The following is a 21,342-nucleotide window of genomic DNA, read 5'->3' as shown; positions in this document are numbered from 1 at the left end:
CACCGATTGGTGATGGGGGGACGGGTTCTTGGCCAGCATGATGGGCGGTGCTGAAGTCGTTCATCCTCTGCAAGAGGCAAGGGCAGGGACGGGCTCAGTATCTGCAAGATCATCCGTACTTCGCGCCCGTTGCAGAACATCACCGCCAACCTCTCCTGCCAGCGGATCCCCGCCGAGCCCGACCTCCCCGACGACCCTCAATGCGTTCTCGACGCACTGTCATACTAGAATTCGGAAATTCCGGAGTGGAGAGAGCTGCATCTGTGATAGGCCATTTTTGAGTGGGCGATATGAGTCTTATGTAAATTATGTCCTTCCTGTCTAAAAGGGCATTCTTATTTTTTTGCGCCAACCATCCGCACCCAGCCCATCGGTGGATCGATGCTTAGAGACTGATTTCCACTACATCGGCACCCCGCGCGGCGAAGAGTCGTCCGGTGGGGGACGCTGCGATCCTGGGCCCGAGCTTGTCGTCCTGCTCTCCACCGTGTTCCACCCGTGAGCTCGCACCCGTGATGAAGTCCGCGATCGTGACGGTCCCACCAGCGCAGTGCGCGACCTGGTGTCCATCGCCCATGATCTCGAGCGATGCCGAGTTCCAGCCGGGGCGCTGTGAGGAGTTCAGGACAGGGCTGATCTGATGTTTCGCTTCGAGCAGGCCGGTACGAGGATCGATGATGTTGATTCCCTCGAGATCGGCGACGAGGAGCCAGCCGGCGACGAGCTTCGGCGTGTAGAGCGCGCCAGTGCTCGGGATCGGCGATGTTTGCCAGATCTTCTTCTTGGCGGCGATGTCCAGCATGAAGATCTGGGCAGGCCCGGCCGTGTCGTCCAGGCCAGATCCGTTCCGCACCGACGTCGTTCCGTAGACGTGTTCGTCATCCGCCACGAGTCCGACGATCGAGTGTCCTTCGACGAACCCCTTGCCGCCTCCGTCGAGCACCCACTCGGGAGTGTTCGATTGGGTGTCGATCTTCGCAAGGATTCCCCCGGAACGCCCGTAGTTCGGAACGGTCCCGACGAACAGGCTGCTCGAGTTCGTCGCCAGCCCGAAGGGCCGGGACTGGTCGTAATTGGTGCTGAACCGGGCGATCCGCTCGTAGCTCGAGACGTCGTCCCGACGGCGGGTGTCGCAGCTGATGACATCGGCCCAGCTATAAGTTCCGAGGTACAGACGATCAGCTCCGACGCTGATCATGTTCTCGACCTGATGGACGATGTCGAGAGCATCAGGGGAGTGCCATCGCGCATCCGAATCGGGATCGATCCCGGCGATCCCAGTCCCCATGAACCCGCCGACGTAGAGGGTGGAGTCCGTGGGCGCGAGGATGCTCTGCACCTTGAACCGCCCGGGCTCGAGACTTACGTCGGCCGGCTGCTCGCCGCGCTCCGAAGCCTCCGGTATCGGTGAGAGCGAGAAGCCGTCGGTTGTTGCCGCGGAGAGGAGGGGTCCCGAATCGGAGAGGTGCAGCGTCGCGCCAACGGCGGTGGCGACTTCGGCAACCTTGGCGGTGCCATCGCCGCGGTAAGCGATCAAATCGGTGCCCTGAGCCATGTAGTAGGTGTCGTCGTGGAGGATGGTGGACGACGGTGTACGGACCCAGCCAGAGGCTCTGAATTTGCGAGTCCAGGTTCGGGAGTTCGAATTCAGCTCGAAGACGTCGGGCCGGCCGTCCGTGGTCACGCGCACCTTGGATGTTCCAGCACGGATCGCCGTGATGAACCCGCTCTCGAGCGGCTCTGGAAGCGGTATCTCGATCCTCGACGCGGTCGCCGTGCGGGGGAACATGAAGATTCTGGGATTGAGGGCGCCAGTGCCCGCCCACAGCTGTCCTTTGGCGTCCATCGTCAGCCGCCTGACGTACTCGGAGTCGCTGGCGAATTGTGAGGAGACGTGGACGGACTTCGTGGCTGGGTCCACTGAGAAGACCGCTCCCAAGGGGAACGTCCCGCCCCAGATCAGTCCCTGAGGATCGATCAGGAGTTCGTACAGCGCCGTCGCTCCAGGGATGTCGACGAGAGGTTCGATCGTTTTCGGTGCCGAGTATCTCCAGGCCCAGAGCGTTCCGCGCGCCGAGAGATACAGCGTGCGTGCCGCCGGGTCCCACGCCATCGACAAGATCTCTGCAGGTGGGTCCAACGGGATGTCCAGCAGGAGATGCGGCGAGGACTCACCGGAACGAGTGATCTGGAGCTGATGCGACGGCCCGATGATGGAAGCGGCCGTCCATGGCGCGTCTGCCTGACCAAGCCCGCCCAGTGGGAGTACATCACGGACCTTCATCGAAGGGAACGCGCCACGGTACTCTCGCGCAATCGACAGAGCTCCCTTTGACTCCTGCAGCGTTGCCAGGAAGCGCTCGTCACGAGGTGCCCAAGGAGTGGCGGTGGCGGTCGATGGTGCAGGGGCCGCCGGTGTCGAGGAGTCGTCCTGGCTGCGCTGGCTTTGCATAAGGGAGACGACGGTGCCAGCGATAGCGCCTCCGCCGACAACTGCGCCAGCGGTCAGGAGAGCACGGCGAGAGGGGAGGCGGCGTGGCCCCTGCCGGCGCTCATCGTCCACTGGTGGCCCCTTCTGAGCTTGAGGATTCTTCGATCGTACGGCTGAGCGTAGTGAGCGAATGCGGACATGCTTGGGCGCTTCTGTCCCGCCTGTGGCCAGTGTCTCGTGCCGCAGCCACGGCCAGTTCGGTGCCCACTCCAGGGGTACTTCGCGGAGTGCCATCCGGATCTGCGCACGGGATCGGCCAAGGGCTCTCATCTAGGAGCGGATGGAGCTGACGATCGGCATGACTCGGCACCGGCAGTCGTTGTGAAAAGGCCTACGTCACGCATTTGACGGGGGAGGTGACGCCAGCCTTTGGCCTACCTGAGTTTCTTTCGTCTACGATTCGAGCGTGACAACCCAGCCCCATCTGCCGTACGAAACGACGACGACAAGCAGCGGTCTCGACATTGACTTCATGTCGATGAACGATCAGACGGGCAGCATGGTCGTCCTGATGTCGAATGCGCTCGTCCCTGGTCGTGAGGACCGCCGGTTCCCGGCGTTCCATCGCTGGTCCTGGGCGACGGCATGGCCTGAGAGTCACGTCCTCGCTTTCGCTGACCCGGCATTGCGTAAAAGCACCATTCCTGATGGCGCGTGGTACCTCGACGCCCAGCGAGATTCGATTCGTGCGATCGCGGAGGTCGTCGCCGCGGAAGCAGAACAGCGACGTGTCCCGCTTGACCGTGTCGTCTTCTACGGCTCATCTCTCGGAGGGTTCGCCGCACTCTGTGCTGCAGCGGTGACGCACTCCCGCGCTGTCGTGGAGGTTCCTCAGATCGACTTCCGACGCTGGTTCCCCGGCGCGATCAAGAAGGTGGAGGAGCATGTCCTTCACGGGTCGGTCGGAGATCTGCACGCGGTGCATCCGGAACGCGTAGACGTCTGGGAAAGGTTTCTCCATGAAGGCCATATCCCGTCGTTCACGATCGTCACCAACGAGCTCGACAAGTCGTTTCAGGAACAGCTCGCATTGATCGGTCAAGTGCGTGAGCATCCGCACTACGGCAAGACGCGGGCGGAGCTTGTGATCACCGCTGCTACGCAGGGGCATCAGGTGCTGGCCAAGGACGTCGCAACAGTCCTCATCCGTGAAGCGCTCGATCGACCGTGATCTTGCTGGTTCCGCCCCCTACCGGGAATCACGCCTGCAGCAGCGGTGGCTGACTGTTCTCACCCATCGCCGTTGGCGTTGCAGTGGTCGGGCATGCGTGCGTCCCGGGAGATGCTCCCGGCGTTGCAGGCATGGCGAGCGGTGATTACCGCCCGGTCCGCTCTTTCACGAGCTCACGCGTCGGGTGTGCACTAGCTCGCCACGTGTTTGCCAGCGCAGTCCAATCACCGTCTGCTGCGGCAATGGTGGCGAGCAGCTGTTTGAGCACAGCAGCCGGGGGCGGGACATGCCCTGTCCCCCAGTCGCCGAAGAGCACCATGGCGTTCTCCCGCCATCCGATGGCCTCGAACCACGGGAGGAGCTGCGTGGAGACGTGCGCGTCGGCGGTGTTCTGCACGTAGATCACTGAGTTGGCGAATCCAGCTGCGTACAGCGTGCGCTGGTCCGCCCGCGGATGGGACTCCAGGGCCGCACGGGACTGCGCAACGTCCGTCGCTCCGAAGCACGCTCGAGCCATGGCATCCCAGTGGATCTCGGCGTAGTCGAGGATGCGGGTCTGCGGATTCACGGGAATGGCGAGGGATCCCGGGAACTCGAGAGAGTAGTTCAGCGCTGCGAAACCTCCCCCGGACATTCCGAAGAACGCCAGGTGCTTAGCGCTCATACGTGACTGGAGCTCGCGGATCACCTCTGTGAGCAGTGCGGTGAGGTTGAGCGAGTTCGTGCCCAGGTACCAGGCCAGGCCGAGGTCGTCTGCCGCGAGCAGCCCGGGATCCGAGACGAAGATCCTGTTCATCCCGCTGCCCGCGCTGATGGCGCGGCCCGTGAAGATGGGCGGCTTGAGACCGGATCCACCGAGCGCCGCATGGAAGCTCACCAGGGTGGTCGGAGCACCGAGATTTTCGACGTAGAGGTCCAGGGGGAAGCCGTTGTGCCAGATCGTCAGATAGATCGACTCCGGCAGCGTCTCGGGAATCTCGCTCGGAGAGGAGACATCGGTGAAGTCGCCATCGCCCCACGCGGACGTGTCGCGGCGTGGGGATGGCTCTCGTCGAGCGGTCTCCGCAGCCGAGCTGGCCACCGAGGTGATGGCGTTCGCGAAGTACTCGTAGGCGCTGTTCTGATAGTGGAACGGGCTGGGGCCCCACTGGTGGTCCTTGGAGGTCTTCGCAAGTTCGGGGGGGAGCTCGGACACCTGCAGTCCGCAATCGCGGAGGAAGGTGACGTACCGGGTGTACTCCTGGTTCGCGGTGGCGGGGTCCTTCATCCAGCTCTGGATCTCGAGCTGCTCGCCGGTGTCGAACTCGCTGGCCCACGGCGCGTGGAGCACAAGTGTGCGGGGCAGCAGCTCCGCGGCGCGTAGCGCGCCGACGAATCGTCGTGCCCCTTCCTGCCAGAGTGCGAAGTGCTCGTCGCTGCCGAAGGGGAACTGCGACGCGCCGCGTGACGCATCACGCCCGCCGGCACCCCAGAACTCGCTGAGCTTCGTCGCATAGGCGTCGCCGAAATCGATGACTCCACCGCGCTCGTCGACGAGATCCACCAGCACGATGTCGGTCTCCGCAGCATGCTGCTCGAGCGATCGGTACAGATCTCCCGTGAGATCGCCGAGGATCATCCGTGCCTGGAACTTCGACGCCGGATCCGTGATCTGCGAGCGGACAGAATTCGCATTCGTGCCCGCGCTGATGAGCGACTGCCTGGCGACGTATCGCGTCAGGGTGAATTCTTCGGGCAGGAAACCGAAGGTGTCTCGGCTGACGCAGCTTCCCCAGATGAAGACATTCGTCGGGGCCGCGGAGTCGTCACCTTCAGCGGCGGAGGTGGTCTCGGACTCGGAACTCATCAGGAAGGAACCTCGATCTCGATCATCTGACCCTGGGGAGCGGCCGTGCTCAACCACTGATCGTTCGCCATGAACTTCGCGGAGAACAGCGCCCAGGCGGCGGGTGCGCGGTACTTCTTGCCGTCGAACATCGCGCTCACTGCGGCACGATCGATGATGTCATCGAGCAGAGTCGATTCTTTGGAGAGGACGAACTGCTTGAAGTACGCGCTCAGCGGCTGGCTGTACGCGACGCGCCAATTGAAGTTCGCGCGGGGCTGATCGTGCGCGGTGTACGGCGCACGCTCGTCCCAGCTCTCGGGCTTGTACGTCGCGTCCGGTCCGTTCTTCTCGAACGCCCAGCGATCCCGGAAGAACGGCAGGTCCACGATCTCGGGAGCCAGGATCGACATCACCTCGTGGGCGATCCGTTCCCCGAGGAGCATCGAGGAGGGCAGCGAACGCAGCTGGCGGATCATCTGATTGTTGATCAGCAAGGTCGTGTGCGATGCCGTCACGGACTCTCCATGTCGCATGGTCGAGAGCCAGCGGCCGGTGCGGTTGGTGACATAGGCGAGGAACGCGGCCTGGACCGGGTCGCGATCTGCGATGTCCAGGTGCTCCTGCACGTCAGCAATGACGGCTTCGGCTGCAAGCGGAGTGAGCAGGTCCCTGTTGTTGAACCAGCGCGAGGTCAACGCCGTGAAGGCGTCGCTGCTGCTCGGATCGGTGGGAAGCTCCCGAGCGAAGCCCCCGCGGATGATCTCGCCACCCTGACCACCGAAGTTGGTCTTCGCCGTGACGGACAGATGCGCGCGAGACGGGTCCGGGAGCACGGTGAAGGCATTGCCCATACCTCCGGTGGAGCGCAGCGTTGCCCATGCCTGGGCCTCCGGGCGTGCCTCGAAGATCGACTTCCCGCTGGCCGATCGTCGCACGGGCGGCGTGTGCAGCGTGTGCTCCACGCCCAGTGCTTCGGTGACACGCGTCCCCACGGCTGATTCGCCGCTCTCGGGCAACCCATTCGTATAGGTCGAGAAGTCGATGCCGGCGGCATGCAGGGTGGAGACGACCAAGCGGCTGTCCTTGCCTCCGGTGATCGCTGCAGCAACCTCCCCGGACCCGGCGGCGAGGATGCGCGCGTATTCGACGAGGCCCGTTGCGATCTTCTCCGCTGTGGCGTGGACGTCGATGGCAGCGGCATCCTGCTCCACCTCGTCGAACTCGATCCGGGCATCGGTGCGGTCGTCCAAGATCAGCTTGGCTGCGGCCTCGAGCGTGCGCACTCCGGCGAACGGCGTCGCATCCGCGAACGGCAGGCCATGCATGAGGAACGCCGCAGTGCCGATACGGCTGTACTCCGGAGTCCCATTGCCGCGCATGACGGCCAGGAGGGCCGCGGAGTTCGAGACCACCACGGCCGTGGGAGTGGAGATCCAGTACAGCCCCTCGGAGCGATGCTGGTTGGTGAAGGCCACCAGGGTGTCCGGTGTCGCGCCGAGCAGGGCGAAGCTGCCGATGCCCGACCAGACGGCGACATCGTCGACGGAGTCCGCTTTCGATGCTTTCAGGCCGGCATGCAGGTCGCTGCCCATGATCCCCGACCAGGACCAGATGCGTGCCTTGTTTCCGATCCACCCTTCCCGTTCGGGGATGGGCGGCTCCTCGTTGGAGCGGAAGAGCGTGGCGACCTTCCCCTCGCCGGGGATCCAGCGGAGATCCTGCGTCGTATTCTCCTCCGGCCATGGCTGCACGGCAGCGAGTGCGGCCTGCGCCGCACGGACAGCATCACGCAGAGGACCGCGTTCGGAACGAGGAACATCGTTCTTGGTCCGAATTCCGACGAAAAGACGCATCAATACTCCTCAGAGGTCCCTGCGGCGCAGGAGGGGTGAACGATTATCTCAGGGCCAGCGCGATATCGGGCGCGGTGTGGTCCCCGAGGGTGAGTGCTGCGGCAGAGTCCTGGACGAGCGCGGTGAATATCTGACTATCTCCACGCTGCATGCGAAGGAGCAGGCCTTCCTGCTCATCAGCCGCCGTGATCTTGAAGGAGCGAGGAGCAGCGGCAGTGGAGAAGCTCAGCCCCGTGATGAGGCGGCCCGACCGCCCTGATGCTGTCGCCTCGATGGTGCGGGTCTCCTCGAGCTTGCGCCAGGTCGGTGAGAACCAGCCCTGGTAGGGGTTTTTCGTGCCGCGGGTGATCCGGGAGGTGGTGTCTTCGAGCCAGGCGAGGCGAAGCTCGTTGGTCGGAGTGCGGGCGATGATGGCAGGGTCCTCGCGCCGGTGGCTCGCCTCGGGGGAGAGGTGCCACCACTGGCTCATCGTGACGTCACGGTCGGCAGTGAACGAGTCGACCAGCACCGCGACCTGCCAGCGCAGCGAGACGAGCACGTTCCGTGTGAGGTGCACGCCCGCATAGCCGTGATCGTCGAAGCGGTAATGCTCGAAGTCGTCGTGCGTGCTCGAGGTGACCAGTTCTACGGCGGCGGTCTTGTCATACTCAGCATCGGCGATCGAGAGCGAGTTATGGGCCTCGCGGCTCAGCAGATGGGCCCGGTAGGGATCCTTCGCGTCGTACGCGTACTTTCCCGAGTCGACGAGCAGCGATTCGCCCCCGGCCCACAGCGTGAGCGCCATCCCGTCGGCGTGCCCGTGGATCCTGTTCTGGGGCCCGAATCGGAGGCTGTAGAAGGAGGCGTCCTTGAACCGCTGGCGGGCGTCCCCCCAGGTGGAGCGTCCGTAGGCGTAGCCCGAGTCGAACACCGCCACCCTGTCCAACGGGGGGATGCCCTTGGTGCCTGCGCTGCTCACGTAGTCGATCGCCGGATGGCCGAGCGCGCGAGGGGTGAACTCCTCGGTGTCACCGATCAGCTCGTACCTGCCGTCCGGGCGAGTGGCATGGGCCATCGCGAGCGGAGCCTTGGCCACCCGCTGGAAAGCGTCCGGGGTGGAGCCGGTCGCGATCTGCACCCGCTTCCCGAGGCCGTTCCACCAGAGGAAGTTGATCTGGTGGTACTGGACTGCTCCCTCTTCGTTGATCCCCTGATCGTCATACGACTCATGGAGCATCTGCTCTGCTCGCTGCACCGCCAGCTCGACCCATTCCGGGCGCTCCAGCACGGCCCCGATGACCAGGAGTCCCTGGTGCTGCTGCAGCGCGTGATTGCCGGTGCGGATGTGCTTCTCCTCCGCCAGCCACTCACCGTGCTGCTCCAGCGAGTCGAGGAAGATCGGCAGCTTCTCCGGGTGATGGTCCTCGAGCACGGGGAGGGCGAAGGCGAACGTCATGGCCCGCGCAGCTTCGATCATGTCGGCCCAGGAATAGTTGGCGCGTCCCCGACCTGGAGGGTTCTTCTCGATCCATCCTTCCGCGATACGCAGCCAGAGGTCGAGGAGGGCGACATTCCCCTTCTCCGCCTGCCGGCGCAATGGATCGATCCAGCGGAGCATGTGGAACTGGGCGACCCAGTTCGGCTCCTTGAACGGATTCTCGTACCAGGTGATCTCCGCCGGCATCTTCCAGGACTTGTTCGGCGGGAGGTCAAGAGTTCCGGCGACCAGGGCAGCGACCTTCTGCGCATCCTGAGATGTCGGTGCGAAGGGCGCGCCGAAGGCGAGGTGCGTGGCCATCTCGCGAGAGAAGCGCCGGGTGGGAGCCGCGGGATCCGTGCCGTTCATGAGGAATGCCCTGTCTGTGCATCAGCTGCGCCGAGGGCGTCCAGAAGTGCGGGCATCGAGGCGTTCATCGCATACCGCTTCACGATCTCCTCACGCTCGCTGCGCACCAGGTCCTGGCGTGCTCGGATCGACGCGACCGTCTCGTCGATCGTGGCGCTCAGCCACTCCCGTGGGTACAGGAAGTCGCTTCCTGCCCAGGCCAGCGAGGCAGGGAGTGCTCCGGAGGCGGCGCCATCGGCGATGGTCAGGTGGAACGACTCGAAGTCCGAGACCGAGAGCGCGATCCCGATCTTCCGATACCACTCGGCCATGTCATCACCTTGCGGGTCGAAGATGACCGCCCCCGGATGAGCGGCGTTGATCTCCTCGATACGGGAGTACTGCAGGCGATACCAGTCCATCTCCTCCGGGCGGTTCACCATCCAGGGGAACTCCTCCGGGCGCCGCCCCTTGATCACCAGGCGGTACTCCGGATCTTCCTCGAGGAGCTTCGCGAGCACATCCACTGCGAGGTCCAGCCGCTTGGCACGGGGGACGATGCCCACGAACCCGATGGTCTTGGCAGCGCCAGCGTGCTTCTCGAGGTGGAAGTCCTCGGTGCGCACGAAATTCGGGACCAGCTGAGTCTTCGCCGCCGGCACCCCGTGCCCCTGCACCGCCGCGCGGCGGATCAGCTCTCCCACGAAGATATAACGGTCCACGTGGGAGTGATCGACCCGGCTCAGATAGGGGCGGAACAGCTCCTGGGAGTGCACCCGCACGACGAGCCGCTGCTGGGGTCGCACATGCTTCGAGTACCAGATGGCATTGCCGAGCCCCCATTCGCAGAAGACGGTGTCGGCCTGGGCCAGCAGCTCGAGAGAGCGCTCTTCGTCGTGATGGGTGTGGCTCTCCCACTGGTCGATCAGCACCGTATGGCCAGCAGATGTGAGGGCATCGATCAGCGGCCCGGCGAACTTCAGGTCGTGGCCTGCCACGATGATCGTCTGGGGCGCGACGGGGGGAGCGTCCAACGCCGGGCTGTCCGCTGCGGCGTGGACGGTGAGCTCCTCTGCGCGGGGCGAGGCCACCAGGAGCGTGACGGCATCCTCGGCGCGAGCACGCAATGCCGCCTCCACCGTGGGATATCCGTTCGAGATCTCTGTGGCCACCAGTCCCGTGGCGGAGCCTTCCGAGCTGCCGGGCGCGGCGAGGGTGCGGCCCACGGAATCAGCGCCGGCACTCTCCGTGTCGATGCGGGCCCAGGTCCCGAAGCGGGTGGACAGGAGCAGATCCTCGAACCAGGTGCGGGGGAGCGGAGCATCCATCAGCCCGATCCAGCGAGAGCTCGACTGGCCTGCCTCGGAGGAGTCGCGAACGGTGATCCCGGCATCCTCCAGCCGCAGCGTGGTCTCGGAAGGGCCGCCGGGGACGAACACCTCACGCGGGCGGTACGACTGCGAGAGGATCCCGTCGATGAGCTCGGCCGAGCTCGCGGTGAGCACCACGGCGTAGTCGTCGAGCTGTGGTGCCCGTACCGGTACCCCGGCTGTGCGCAGCAGCAGCGTCATCGCAGTCAGCACTGTGTGTGAACGGTGCACAGCCCGCATCTGCCGCCAGGCCTCGCGCACCCGCGCCACCGGATCCGTGGACCACGAGTGGAGGAGGGCACGCCAGAACAGGGCGTCCTTCGAGGTGGGGATGAGCCCGCCGAAGGTCTCCTCGACGCCGCGGCCCGGGCCGGAGAGTGCGATGCCGCCGCACGCGGCGATCTCGACCACGCGCCGCGAGAACATCGAGGGGGAGTTCATCACCGAGTTGCCGTTGAGATGGGCGAGGTGAGACTTGTAGGAATCGATCACCTCGTCGTAGGGCAGCGCCCCGTCGCTGAAGCGGGCGAACTCCGGCGGGAACTTGTAGGGGGAGTCCGGGAAGGCGGCCTGCCGGTCATAGATCGTGAGTCCGAACCCTGCTGCGACCTCCAGCATGCGGTAGAGATCCCGTGAGCGTTCCTTGTACCGGTCACCGTAATAGGTGCCCGCGTAGGCGACCGTGTGGCGGTAGGGGCGCTCGGTGGGCAGCGGGTTGTGGATCGCGGGCTGCGCGTAGAACGGCATCGAGGAGACAGTGCGTGCGACTGAGCCCGGGGTGGCCAGGTACCGGCCGATGATTCCGCCATCGGTGGTGAACACGTGATCGCACAGCGCAGCGGTCGCCTCGAACCGCTGGAAGTGGATCGGATCCTCCTTGTTCCAGAAGGCGGTCGGGATCCCGTTCTCGCGGCAGTAGCCGAGCAGATCCTGAATGTCCTGATGCTCATGGGGCTCGTACGCGCCCACGGCACGATGCCACTGCCCGTTGTTCCCGGACCAGGCGGATTCGACCAGCACGAGATCGACCGGATCCTGCTCGAGCTGGGCGAGCCAACGTTCACGGTCGATGGCGACGGTGTTCACCGAGGCGGAGATCGACTTGGTGGTGAACTCATCGGCGATGAGGCCGATCGTGACGTCGCCGAGGCCAACGCTCATCGGCGCGACCGAGGCCGCATGGTCGGCAACGCCCGAGCGGTGAGCACTGCTCATCGTGCGGGCGACGGTGGTCCAGGTGCGCTCGTCGAGGACCCAGAGACGGGCCGAACGTCCCAGGTCCCGCCGTGCATCCGCATCGGAGATCATCTCCGCGAGAGCGTCGGCGAGGGACTCCGCATCGCCAGCTCGGAACAGTCGTGCCCGGCCTTCTGCCTCCCCGGCGAGGTCCCGATGCGGCGCCACATCGGACAGCAGCACCGCCTTCATGGTGGAGAACGCCTCGAGCGGCTTGAGCGGCGACACCATCTCGGTCACCGGCAGGGAGAGGCGAGGCAACGGCACGATGTCGAAGGTGCTCAGCAGGCGCGGCATCTCCTCGATCGGACGCCGCCCTACGAACATGACGTCCTGCGCGCCGAGCTCTGCGCGCAGCGCACGCAGGTCCTTATCCGCCGGGCCGGAGCCGGCGATGACCACCTGATGCTCCACGCCCTGGCTCGAGAGGGTGGAGGACGCCTCGAGGAGGGTGGCGAGACCTTCGTACCCGACCATGCTTCCGGCGAAGCCGATCACCGGGACGTCAGTGCGGATCTTCCGGGACTTCGCGTAGGTGGCGTCCTTGGGGAGCGGCACGAACTCGTCCGTGTTCACAGCGTTGGGGGCGACGGTGATCTTGTGCTCGGGGATCCCTCGGCGCAGGAGCTCGTCCTTCACCTGGCGGGTGATCGCGAGAAGGTGATCCGCTTCCCCTGCGAGCTGAGTCTCGAGCTGCTCGATGGTGCGGTACTGCTCGCTGCCGTCCCACGCCGGCTTATCCGCAGCCTGCGACATCTCCCAGAAGCCGCGGATCTCGTAGACGAAGGGAACGCCGACCCGTCGGGCTGCGATCAGGGCGGGCATCGCGGTCCGGTAGTTCGACGCGGCCTGGATCACTGACGGGCGCTGGAGCAGTGCTTCGCGGGTGAAAGCATCGGCGGCTTCGATGAGATAGCGATCCATGGGGACGGTGCCGAGACCGGTGCCGGGGAGATGCACGTACGGCACCTCATCGAGGGTGCGCACCGTGCGCGCCGCGGCGGGCTTGGGCACATCGGCGCGGGTATCCCATGGATAGCCGGCGCGTGCGACGACGCGCACGTCGGTGCCTGAATGGTGGAACCCGTTCGCGACGCCGCGGGTGCGCGTTGAATACCCGTTGGAGTTGAACGCCGGAGTGGAGTGCACGCAGTACATGACCCGCTCGGGCTCGGGCAGGTAGGCGATCCCCTCCGTGCGTGGAGGCACCGGGACGCCGACATGGCGGAGCCGATGGTCGCCGAGGATTCGGTCGGTGATCGACCGCTCCCGCTCAGCGAGCGCATCGACGAGTTCGGGGTGATCGAGGATCAGCTGCGCGGGCTCGTCGATCATGCCGTGCCCGTACCAGCTGCGGTTCAGGACCCGATAGAAGGTCACCGGATCCGGATTGACCGTGAATTCATGGCGCAGGGTCTCCAGATCGCGCTGACCCACCGGGAGCTTGGACTCACACGCGGGTTCCTCCGCTGCCGGTGCCTCGGCGGGAATCGAGGGAGACGTAACTTGCGGGGTTTGCGCAACGATCTCGGCCCGTGGCGAAGTGGTTTGCTGGTCAGCAGCCTCGATGACAGCAGGCTGCGGAGCCCCAGGCGCCATCGCCTCAGACGCAGGCATGAGTGCTGCATCGCCCACAGCCGTCGCGGGCAGCAGCTCCGGAGGCTGGTCCTCGACCGGTGCCGCCGCAGATCCGCGGAAGATCTTGGTGGGGCTCAGCACGGCCTTGCCGACGCGGAATGTCCGTGACCCGCGCACCCGCTCGAGGTCCTCACGAAGCCGTCGGCTCTCCCGCACGCTCTCCACGTGTCGTTTCTGTGCGTCTGTCAGTCGCTCCAGGAGCTCGTCCCGCTTGGTGCGATGCATCTGCTCGAGCTTCTGCAGCTTCTGCTCGAGCCGACGAATCGTCACCTTCTGCTGCGTGGCAGTCTCCGCCGTCTTCGCAGCGGACTTGAGCTGCGTCTCCAGAGTCTTGATCTGCTGCCTCTGGCGGCGGTCGTGAGCGGCGAGTTCTTCGAAACGACGGAGGAAGGAGACCGGATCGGACATCGCTTCCTGGGCGCGGAGGAGCTGAATCTCATCGTCAGGGCGGGTCTCGTCGTAGTTCATGACTCGTTCCGTATCAGTCCAGGGAGCGGTGGGAAGGGCAGGCGTCAGCGGCCGATGATCGGACGCATCGTCCGAGGCCTCAGGTCTCGTGAGCAGAGCGCGATAGGTCTGAATCTACTGTCCAGGCTGACAGTGCATCGGAGGACCGCAAGTGACAGCGCTCAAAGTTGCAGAGCGGCGCTTTGCAGGCAGCGGGGCACACCACTGCCCCACGATGCGCGGAGACCGCATCAATTTGAGGCAGGGGCGGGCCGCGGAGGAGCGGTGGCAGTCAGCGCCACAGGCCCTTGGTGTCGATGACGATCTTCTCCTTGAGGAGATCGCGGTCGACCTCCTTGAAGGGAGTGTGATCCACCATCAGCAGCACGATGTCAGCGCGCTCGAGGGCGGAGCTGAGCTCGGTCAATTCGACGTTGTCCTTCGCGGCGAGCTCAGCGGGGAGCTCATCCACATTCGGCTCCACGACGAGAACGGTGCCATCGGTGAGCTTCTCGGCGAGAGCCCCGGCGATGTTGCGGCTCGGGGACTCGCGCAGATCGTCGATGTTGGCCTTGAACGCAATGCCGAGGGCCGCGACGGTCGGGTTCTTGAAGCGGTCAGCCTTCTCGAGCACCTTCTCGATCACGAGCTCGGGCTTGGAGTCGTTGACCTCGCGGGCCGTGCGGATGAGATTGGAGTGCTCGCGCTCAGCAGAGACGATGAACCACGGATCCACGGCGATGCAGTGTCCACCCACGCCCGGGCCGGGCTGGAGGATGTTCACGCGGGGGTGGTGGTTGGCGAGCTCGATGAGCTCCCACACGTCAATGCCCTGACGATCAGCGATGATCGACAGCTCATTGGCGAAGGCGATGTTCACGTCGCGGAAGGCGTTTTCGGTCAGCTTCGCCATCTCTGCCGTCTTCGCATCCGTGAGCAGCAGCTCGCCGCGGCAGAAGCTCGCGTAGAGCTCGCGGTTCATCTCCGCGGCTTCCTTGGTCATGCCGCCGATGATGCGATCGTTCTCGACCATCTCGATCATGATGCGACCGGGGAGAACCCGTTCAGGGGCGTGTGAGAAGTAGAGGGAGTTGGTGAGATTCGGCTCGAGGGTGAATTCGGGCCTGGCATCGAGGATCACCTGGGCCATGTGCTCGGTCGCTCCGGGAGGGGCGGTGGATTCGAGGACCACCAGTTCACCACCGGAGAGCTGAGGGGCGATCCCGCGAGCGGCAGCCTCGATGTAGGAGAGGTCCGCGTCATGGTCACCCTTGAACGGGGTGGGCACAGAGACGATGTACGCATCAGCCTTCGGCGTCTCCAGCTGTGCAGAGAGCTTGCCCTGAGCGACGACTCCTGCGACGACGGTCTCGAGTCCTTCCTCGACGAAGGGGACGGTGCCCGCGTTGATCGCATCGACGTTCCACTGCTTCACGTCGACCCCGATGACCGTCTTGCCTGCCTGCGCGAGGACTGCGGCTGTCGGCAGGCCGATATAGCCGAGGCCGATGACGCTGACGGTATCGAGGGGAGCGTTCGGGCTCATCGTGAACTCCTGGACATGAGGGTGGGGACAGGGCTTGACCAGAGCACCGTATCTTGCGGACGTACCCGGGCGGCCTGGAGCGGGTCGATTGTCATCTAGACAACATCATCGCGACACCTGCACAAAAAATGACTGCGAGGTAACCGTGGAATGGGGGTTCCTTCGCGTTTCCGCAGGAAACGCGCTCTCCCGAGGGACGGTCATTTCTGAGCTTGCCCACTGGATACCTGGCGCGCGACCCGTTGACCGTGTCATGTCGTCTCACAGCCGCGTGATCGACGGGACGGCGGGGAAGGACGCCGCCGTCGGGGAGATCAGGATCCGTTCGCGGAGCCTGCCGGTATCAATATCCAAGCAGATCCAGTCAGGTTGGCCGAAGGGCACGGGCTCGACAGTCGGTGTGCCGCCCGGGCCAGCAGCGAGCACGGTGATGAAGCGGAGTTCCGTGCCGGAGCGTCGAGCCAGGACGGCCGTCGCCGGCGCCATCTTCTTCCACCCGGTCGAGACGAACCCATCGAACGGCTCATCCTGAGCGGTGACCGTCGACAGTTCGAGTGGTTCCTGGTCGAACCACAGAGCCCCGCGGCGATCGCCCGAGGCGAGCTCGACTCGGTGGTCCCCCAACGTCGTATCGACAGTCGGGCCCAGCTGCCAACGCTGGGTCCCGGTCACCTTTCGCTTCGATGCCACGTGGTCGATGACGACGAGGTACTCCCCGGTGACGGAGAAGAGGACCCGGCGGCGCAGCTCGACGCCGGAGAAGCTGTTGTCCTCGAGGAGGAAGTCGTGGATCCGGGACGTGGTCAACTGGCGTATCAGCTGGACATCGGCGTTCTTGAAGACCTTGCGGTTCTCAATCGTGAGCACGGAGTGGGCGGCGCGAGACGTGAAGTGGGCACGCGCTGCGCTCTTGTCGTACTGGTACTTCCCGGGATCGACAATCCAGTTCACGCCGCTTGCCGAATAGGTGAGAGACGTTCCGTCGGGGTGACCGTGCACTCGGCGCGACGGTCCGAAGCGGAGAGAGTAGAAGGCCTGGTCGGCGTAGGGTCTCGATCGAGTGCCCCAGCCGCTGCGACCGAACACGTAGCCCGCGTCATAGACCTTCACCCGGTCCTTGGGAGCGGTGCCTGATCTGCCGTTGGTCGTCACGAACGCTGTGAACGGGCTCTCGATCATCTTCGGATTCTGAAGATCGGTGTCCCCGATGGAGACCAGCGTCCCGTCGGGCCGTGTGGCGTGGGCGATCTCCTCGGGGGCATGGAGGTGACGGTCCGCGCCATCTGGGCGGGGCATCCGTTCCGCATCGAAGCGCTTGAGCGCACGCTCCCACCACAGGTAGTTGTTGTAGTGATACGCGACGGCGCCCTCGGCATTGACGCCCTGCTCGTCATACTGCTCGTGCAGAAGAGCGCTCATGCGGTCGGCGGCGAGCGTCCACAAGTCTTCGTCTCCCAGCACGCGGCCACAGACGAAGAGCGATTCCTGCTGGTGCAGGGCATGGTTCGCGTTTCCCATGAACTTCGGGTCGGCGAGGTGCTCGGCATGGTCACGGATCGCGGCTTCGAGCCACCCCAGCTGCTGTGGGTCCTGCTTCGCGATCAGTGGAGAGGCGAGGCAGAGCTGCTGCGCGCGGATCCCGTCGGACATGTCAGTCCAGGCCCATGGCGACTGAGGTGCTGAACGAGGGTTCTTCTCCACCCAGTCCTTTGTCCATCGCCACCACATCGCGTACGCCCGCTGGTCACCCTTCGCCGCGGCGCGACGCAGCGGGTCCAACCAACGGAGCATGTGGTACTGGAAGGTCCAGTTCCTGTCTGTGAACGGGTCCTCTTTCCAGGTGGGCTCCTCTGGGAGGGTCCACGCCGGATGGGGTGACATATGAAGTCGCCCAGCGAGCAGCTGCTTCACATCTGCCGGGCGGAACGAGGTGACGAAGTCCTGGCGGGTCGCCGCGAGTAGATCAAGAGTCATCGGCCAGCCGTCCGTCGAAGGAGCATCGAGATGTTCAGCGGGTCACCTCGGAGTAGACCTCGGCGATTCGCGCCGAGAGCTGCCGCCAGTCGCGGTTCTCCACGACCCAGTGACGGGCCCGCTCGCCGAGCAGCTGGACCTGGTCCCGCTGGTCGAGCAAGGTCGAGAGCTGTTCGGTCAACGACTCGGCACTGCCCTTCTCATGCAGCAGACCATTCACTCCTGGGGTGACGATCTCAGCCAGCGCAGCCACGTCGGAGGCGACCACTGCCTTTCCCATCGCCATCGCCTCGAAGGGCTTCAGGGGGGAGACCATCTCGGACACCGGCAGCGGGAGGCGGGGGAACGGGGTGATGTCGATGATCGAGTAGTAGCGCTCCACGTCCTCGTGCGGCACCCGCCCGGTGAAGGTGACAACATCGTCGAGCTCATCAGCTGCGGCTCGGTGCTTCAGCTCCTCGAGCTTGGCGCCGTCACCGATGATCAGGACATGGAAGTCCTCGCGGGTCCGGCGCAGCGCGCGGGCGGCGTCCAGCAGGAGGTCCAGGCCCTCGTAGTCCACGACGGTGCCCACATAGCCGATCACTGTCCTGCCAGTGACCCCGAGCTGAGCGGCGAGCTCCTCGTCGCGGGGGATGGGGGTGAAGCGCTCGGAGTCCACGCCGTTGGGGACGAGGGTGATCTTGTCGGCGTCGACGCCGCGGTCCACCAGCTCGGCCTTGAGCGCCTCGGTGATCGCGAGTACCCGAGTGGCGCCCCGAGCGGTGTCCGCCTCCATCCGTGCGAGGTACTTGTACTGGTCGCTGCGACCCCATTCGGGATCTCGCGATGCTCGGGTGACCTCCCACAGCCCGCGCACCTCGTAGACCGACGGGATCCCGAGGACGCGGCCGGCCTTCACCGCGGCCAGACCGTTCCAATGGTTCGAGGCCCCGTGGAGGATCGCCGCGCGCTCCGCCCGGGCGAGAGGGAGCAATGCCTCCGTGTACCGCTCGGTGTAGTCGAACATCGGGTTCTTCTTCTCGATCTGGCGACCCGTGAGCAGGTGGTGGTAGTCGACGTCGCCCACGCGCTCGTGGAGCGGCAGATCGGGGACATCCGCCATCTTCGGCATGTCATAGGGGTAGCCCAGGCGCGTCACGCCGTCCACATCCCAGCCAGCACGGTTCAGCTCGGTGAGCAGACCGTGCGTGCGGGTCGCATAGCCACCGGAGTGGTGGGGGAGGGCGTTGTGCAGCATGTACAGCACGTGGTCCTGCCGCGGTGCGTACTCCGGCTCGGGGCGCATCTCGGGGAAGGGGAACCCCTCACGTGCCAGGTCGGAGTTGCGGACTCCAGATCCCGAGCTCGCGTTCGCTCCCGACCGCTCTCCCTCCGCTCCCGACGGCTGTGCGCGCCGCGTGGACTGACGGCTTCGCCAGGTGCGGAACCCCGAGATGCCGCCATGACGAAGATGCCAGAGACCCTTGCGGAATGAGGCCAGCTTCGTCGAATCTTCACGGCTCCACCAGAGCTTGACCTGTGCGGCACCACCATGCCGGAAATGCCAGAAGGCTTTGCGGAGAGACGCAATGCTCTTGGATAACGGGACGGGCACAGCGGACCTCCGAGGTGGGAATGGGCTGGCGCTCATCTTAGAGGGCATCGTGAGCGCCTCGACGTCGCTCGCGAGCATGCGCCCCAGTACTGTGGCACGGGCCAGCAGCCCAGACTCCCCGAAGGATGGCCATGACCGAGGTCGACCCGCACGCCGCAGGTCGCCGCCGGGTTCGGCACTTCCTCGGAGGACTCCTCGTGGTGGCGCTCCTGGTGGTTCTCGCTGTGATGCTGAACCGTGAGGGAGACGGCGCCTTGCAGACCGCTCCGGAACCGTCGGTTGCTCCGGTCACGCCGCCGCCCTTTCCCCTCGCCCCCGTCTCCACCGTGGACGACGCCACGCTCACCGTGCCCGAGGAGACCCGCTTCGCGCAGAACACCTTCTGGGCAGAGACCGGCGCCACCTACGTGGTGACCATGGACCTCGAAAGCATGAAACCTGAGGGCAGCGGCGGCCGCTCCATGTACTTGGGTATCACGCTGAGCTGCTCACCACAGGCGGGCGGTCCCGGTATCTCCGTGGGCGGCACCCAGAACATGCTCACCGGCGAAAAGACGACGTACCGCAATCAGGGGATCATCAGCGTGCCCGAGGACGGCGCGATCGACTGCAGCATCAAGGCCTCCGCCCCCTACGATGACGTCGCCTCCGATGGCACCACCTTCCAAATCGAGGGCACCTGGCGCGCCGAACCCGTGGACGGGGAGGCGCTCGAGAACTCGGAGGAGGGGCTTCCCCGCACCATCGCCGTCGGAGCCGACGAAGTGGTCATGACGGTGGACTTGCCCTTGGAGGCCGCTGATGAGGATGAGCTGCAGGCACTCACCACGCTCCACCTGACCGCCTGCACCGGCCTCAATGGCTCCCGCGAAGACGGTCGCGCCTGGTGCTCGGAAGCCACCCTCGATGAGGACGGCAGCACCGTCAGCGCCGAGTTGCAGGCTGCGCTGGTCGATGCGAGCGGAGCGGTGTGTGGTGTCCTGGGCACCGAGTCGACGACGCCGGACCACATCGATATCTGGAGGCATCACCGGATGCTGTCGCTCGAGCTCGTCGAGTCGCTGCGCCAGGATCCGTGCGGAGAGATCGTGCGGTTGAGTGTGAGCGTGCACAACGAGGGGCCCGCGCCGGTGGTCGTGCATCGTTCGAACTCGTCGCTCGTCGGAGTGGGGGAGTAGCGCCGGCGTTCCTCCTCCACGTCCGTCGGCCGCGTCCCTCGGCCGCATCCCTCGGCTCAGATCCCAAAGAGAACCTCCCGCTGCGCCCCGTGCTCTGCCGCGATCTCGGCGTGGAGCCTCGGGATCAGCAGCTCGCCCGCGGGCGGTGAGGGGAGTCAGCCTCTCGCGTCGAACAGCTCCTCGTTCGCCGGCACCCCGCGCCTCGGGGCACCGTCCTCGCCGAGGTACTCCCACTCGAACGGCAGGCCGTGCGCCGTGGTGATGTCCGGGCCGTCCATCAGCTGGAAGTGCACGTGCGGGTCCGAGGAGTTGCCGGAGTTCCCGCACTCGGCGATCTGCTGCCCCGCGACCACCCGCTCGCCGGGCGCCACCTGCAGCGAGCCGCTACGCAGGTGCGCCAGCACGGCGATCACAGTGTCGGCGGGCGTGCTGGCGTCTGGTGTGCTGTCGCCGGCCGAGCCGTCCGCCGGCCCACCCGCCGGCCCGTCGGCCCCCGCTGCCCTGCTGGCGCTGTCGGCGTCCGCGCGCAGCAGCACATGGTTGCCCAGCAAATGCCGGGGCGCGCCCAGGCTGCGCACGAAGCCCTCGAGGGGCATGACGATCAGCCCCAGCGGGGACAGGCGCGTGCGATGGTCCCGGCTCGTCCCTCGCGCCGCGACCACCACGCCGTCGAAGGGAGCGAGCACGGGCCGGCCGAAGGACGGGAACTCCTGCGGGCGGCGCATCTGCGGCCACAGCCAGTCCATCGCCCGCGGCGGGGCGCCGGGCGGCTCGTGCGTGATGTCGAGGGCGTAGGTCTGGGCGAGGCCGTGCATGTGCGAGGGGACCTTCGAGGCGGGGGAGTTCAGGCCCCGCCACCGCCCGGTGACGGGCGTCCCGATCAGCAGCGGATCCCGCTCCTCGGTCGGGCGCTGGCGCCGGGCCCGGAGCACCTGCCCCGCCATCCCCAGCACCAGCAGCGAAACGCCCGCCAGGTACAGCGGCCCGATCCCATGACCGAAGGAGACGGTCACGATGATCAGCACCGCGCCGAGCCCGATCGCGGGACCGGAGAGGCGGAGCAGAAGAGCCACAGGGGTTCCTTGTCACGAGAAGAGCGGGCTCCCTGCACCGTACGTGCCGCAGACCTAGCTGTTGCGGGTCATGACGTTGTAGTCACGGAGCGGGGATGAAGGAACGGGTCCCTGACCGGCACGATGGGTGGTGCTG

At 65.7% G+C, this 21,342-nt stretch carries 11 protein-coding genes; 2 read left to right on the top strand and 9 right to left on the bottom strand.

Translation table 11 applies throughout. The features are described 5' to 3' along the window. Positions 1-385 precede the first annotated feature (385 nt). A complete protein-coding gene (locus Q0937_RS08840; protein WP_299302555.1) occupies positions 386-2,452 on the bottom strand; it encodes a hypothetical protein in 2,067 nt (688 codons plus the stop codon). 445 nt (positions 2,453-2,897) lie between these two features. Between Q0937_RS08840 and Q0937_RS08835 the strand changes: the two genes are divergently transcribed. Further along, positions 2,898-3,662, top strand: a complete 765-nt coding sequence (locus Q0937_RS08835; protein ID WP_299302553.1) for a hypothetical protein — start codon at positions 2,898-2,900, stop codon at positions 3,660-3,662. Between the two features lie 145 nt (positions 3,663-3,807). Here Q0937_RS08835 and Q0937_RS08830 read toward each other — a convergent pair whose 3' ends face one another. From Q0937_RS08830 to Q0937_RS08800, 7 genes are all read right to left on the bottom strand, one after another. Continuing rightward, the gene (locus Q0937_RS08830; RefSeq protein ID WP_299302550.1) at positions 3,808-5,508 is read right to left on the bottom strand and encodes a DUF6270 domain-containing protein; all 1,701 of its coding nucleotides are present in this window, start codon (positions 5,506-5,508) and stop codon (positions 3,808-3,810) included. Continuing rightward, a complete protein-coding gene (locus tag Q0937_RS08825) occupies positions 5,508-7,343 on the bottom strand; it encodes a hypothetical protein (protein WP_299302547.1) in 1,836 nt (611 codons plus the stop codon). The genes Q0937_RS08830 and Q0937_RS08825 overlap by 1 nt, the downstream gene beginning before the upstream one ends. 43 nt (positions 7,344-7,386) lie before the next feature. Beyond that, the gene (locus Q0937_RS08820; RefSeq protein WP_299302544.1) at positions 7,387-9,120 is read right to left on the bottom strand and encodes a heparinase II/III family protein; all 1,734 of its coding nucleotides are present in this window, start codon (positions 9,118-9,120) and stop codon (positions 7,387-7,389) included. Positions 9,121-9,164: 44 nt separating this feature from the next. Next, positions 9,165-13,859: a glycosyltransferase gene (locus tag Q0937_RS08815; protein WP_299302541.1), complete on the bottom strand. Its 4,695-nt coding sequence runs from the start codon at positions 13,857-13,859 to the stop codon at positions 9,165-9,167. A 271-nt stretch (positions 13,860-14,130) separates the two neighbouring features. Beyond that, entirely contained in the window at positions 14,131-15,384 is a 1,254-nt protein-coding gene (wecC, locus tag Q0937_RS08810) for a UDP-N-acetyl-D-mannosamine dehydrogenase (protein WP_299302538.1), read from the bottom strand. Between the two features lie 261 nt (positions 15,385-15,645). Further along, positions 15,646-17,358, bottom strand: a complete 1,713-nt coding sequence (locus Q0937_RS08805; RefSeq protein ID WP_299302535.1) for a heparinase II/III family protein — start codon at positions 17,356-17,358, stop codon at positions 15,646-15,648. A 34-nt stretch (positions 17,359-17,392) separates the two neighbouring features. After that, entirely contained in the window at positions 17,393-18,646 is a 1,254-nt protein-coding gene (locus Q0937_RS08800; RefSeq protein WP_299302533.1) for a glycosyltransferase, read from the bottom strand. Positions 18,647-19,086: 440 nt separating this feature from the next. Here Q0937_RS08800 and Q0937_RS08795 point away from each other — a divergent pair, with 440 nt between their 5' ends. After that, the gene (locus Q0937_RS08795; RefSeq protein ID WP_299302531.1) at positions 19,087-20,133 is read left to right on the top strand and encodes a hypothetical protein; all 1,047 of its coding nucleotides are present in this window, start codon (positions 19,087-19,089) and stop codon (positions 20,131-20,133) included. A 155-nt stretch (positions 20,134-20,288) separates the two neighbouring features. On the opposite strand, the gene Q0937_RS08790 is transcribed toward Q0937_RS08795, so the two are convergent. Further along, the gene (locus Q0937_RS08790; RefSeq protein ID WP_299302528.1) at positions 20,289-21,206 is read right to left on the bottom strand and encodes a M23 family metallopeptidase; all 918 of its coding nucleotides are present in this window, start codon (positions 21,204-21,206) and stop codon (positions 20,289-20,291) included. Positions 21,207-21,342 lie beyond the last annotated feature (136 nt).

It is taken from the genome of uncultured Brachybacterium sp., from assembly GCF_947500705.1.
GTDB lineage: Bacteria > Actinomycetota > Actinomycetes > Actinomycetales > Dermabacteraceae > Brachybacterium.
This window is presented reverse-complemented; position numbering and strand designations above follow the sequence as displayed.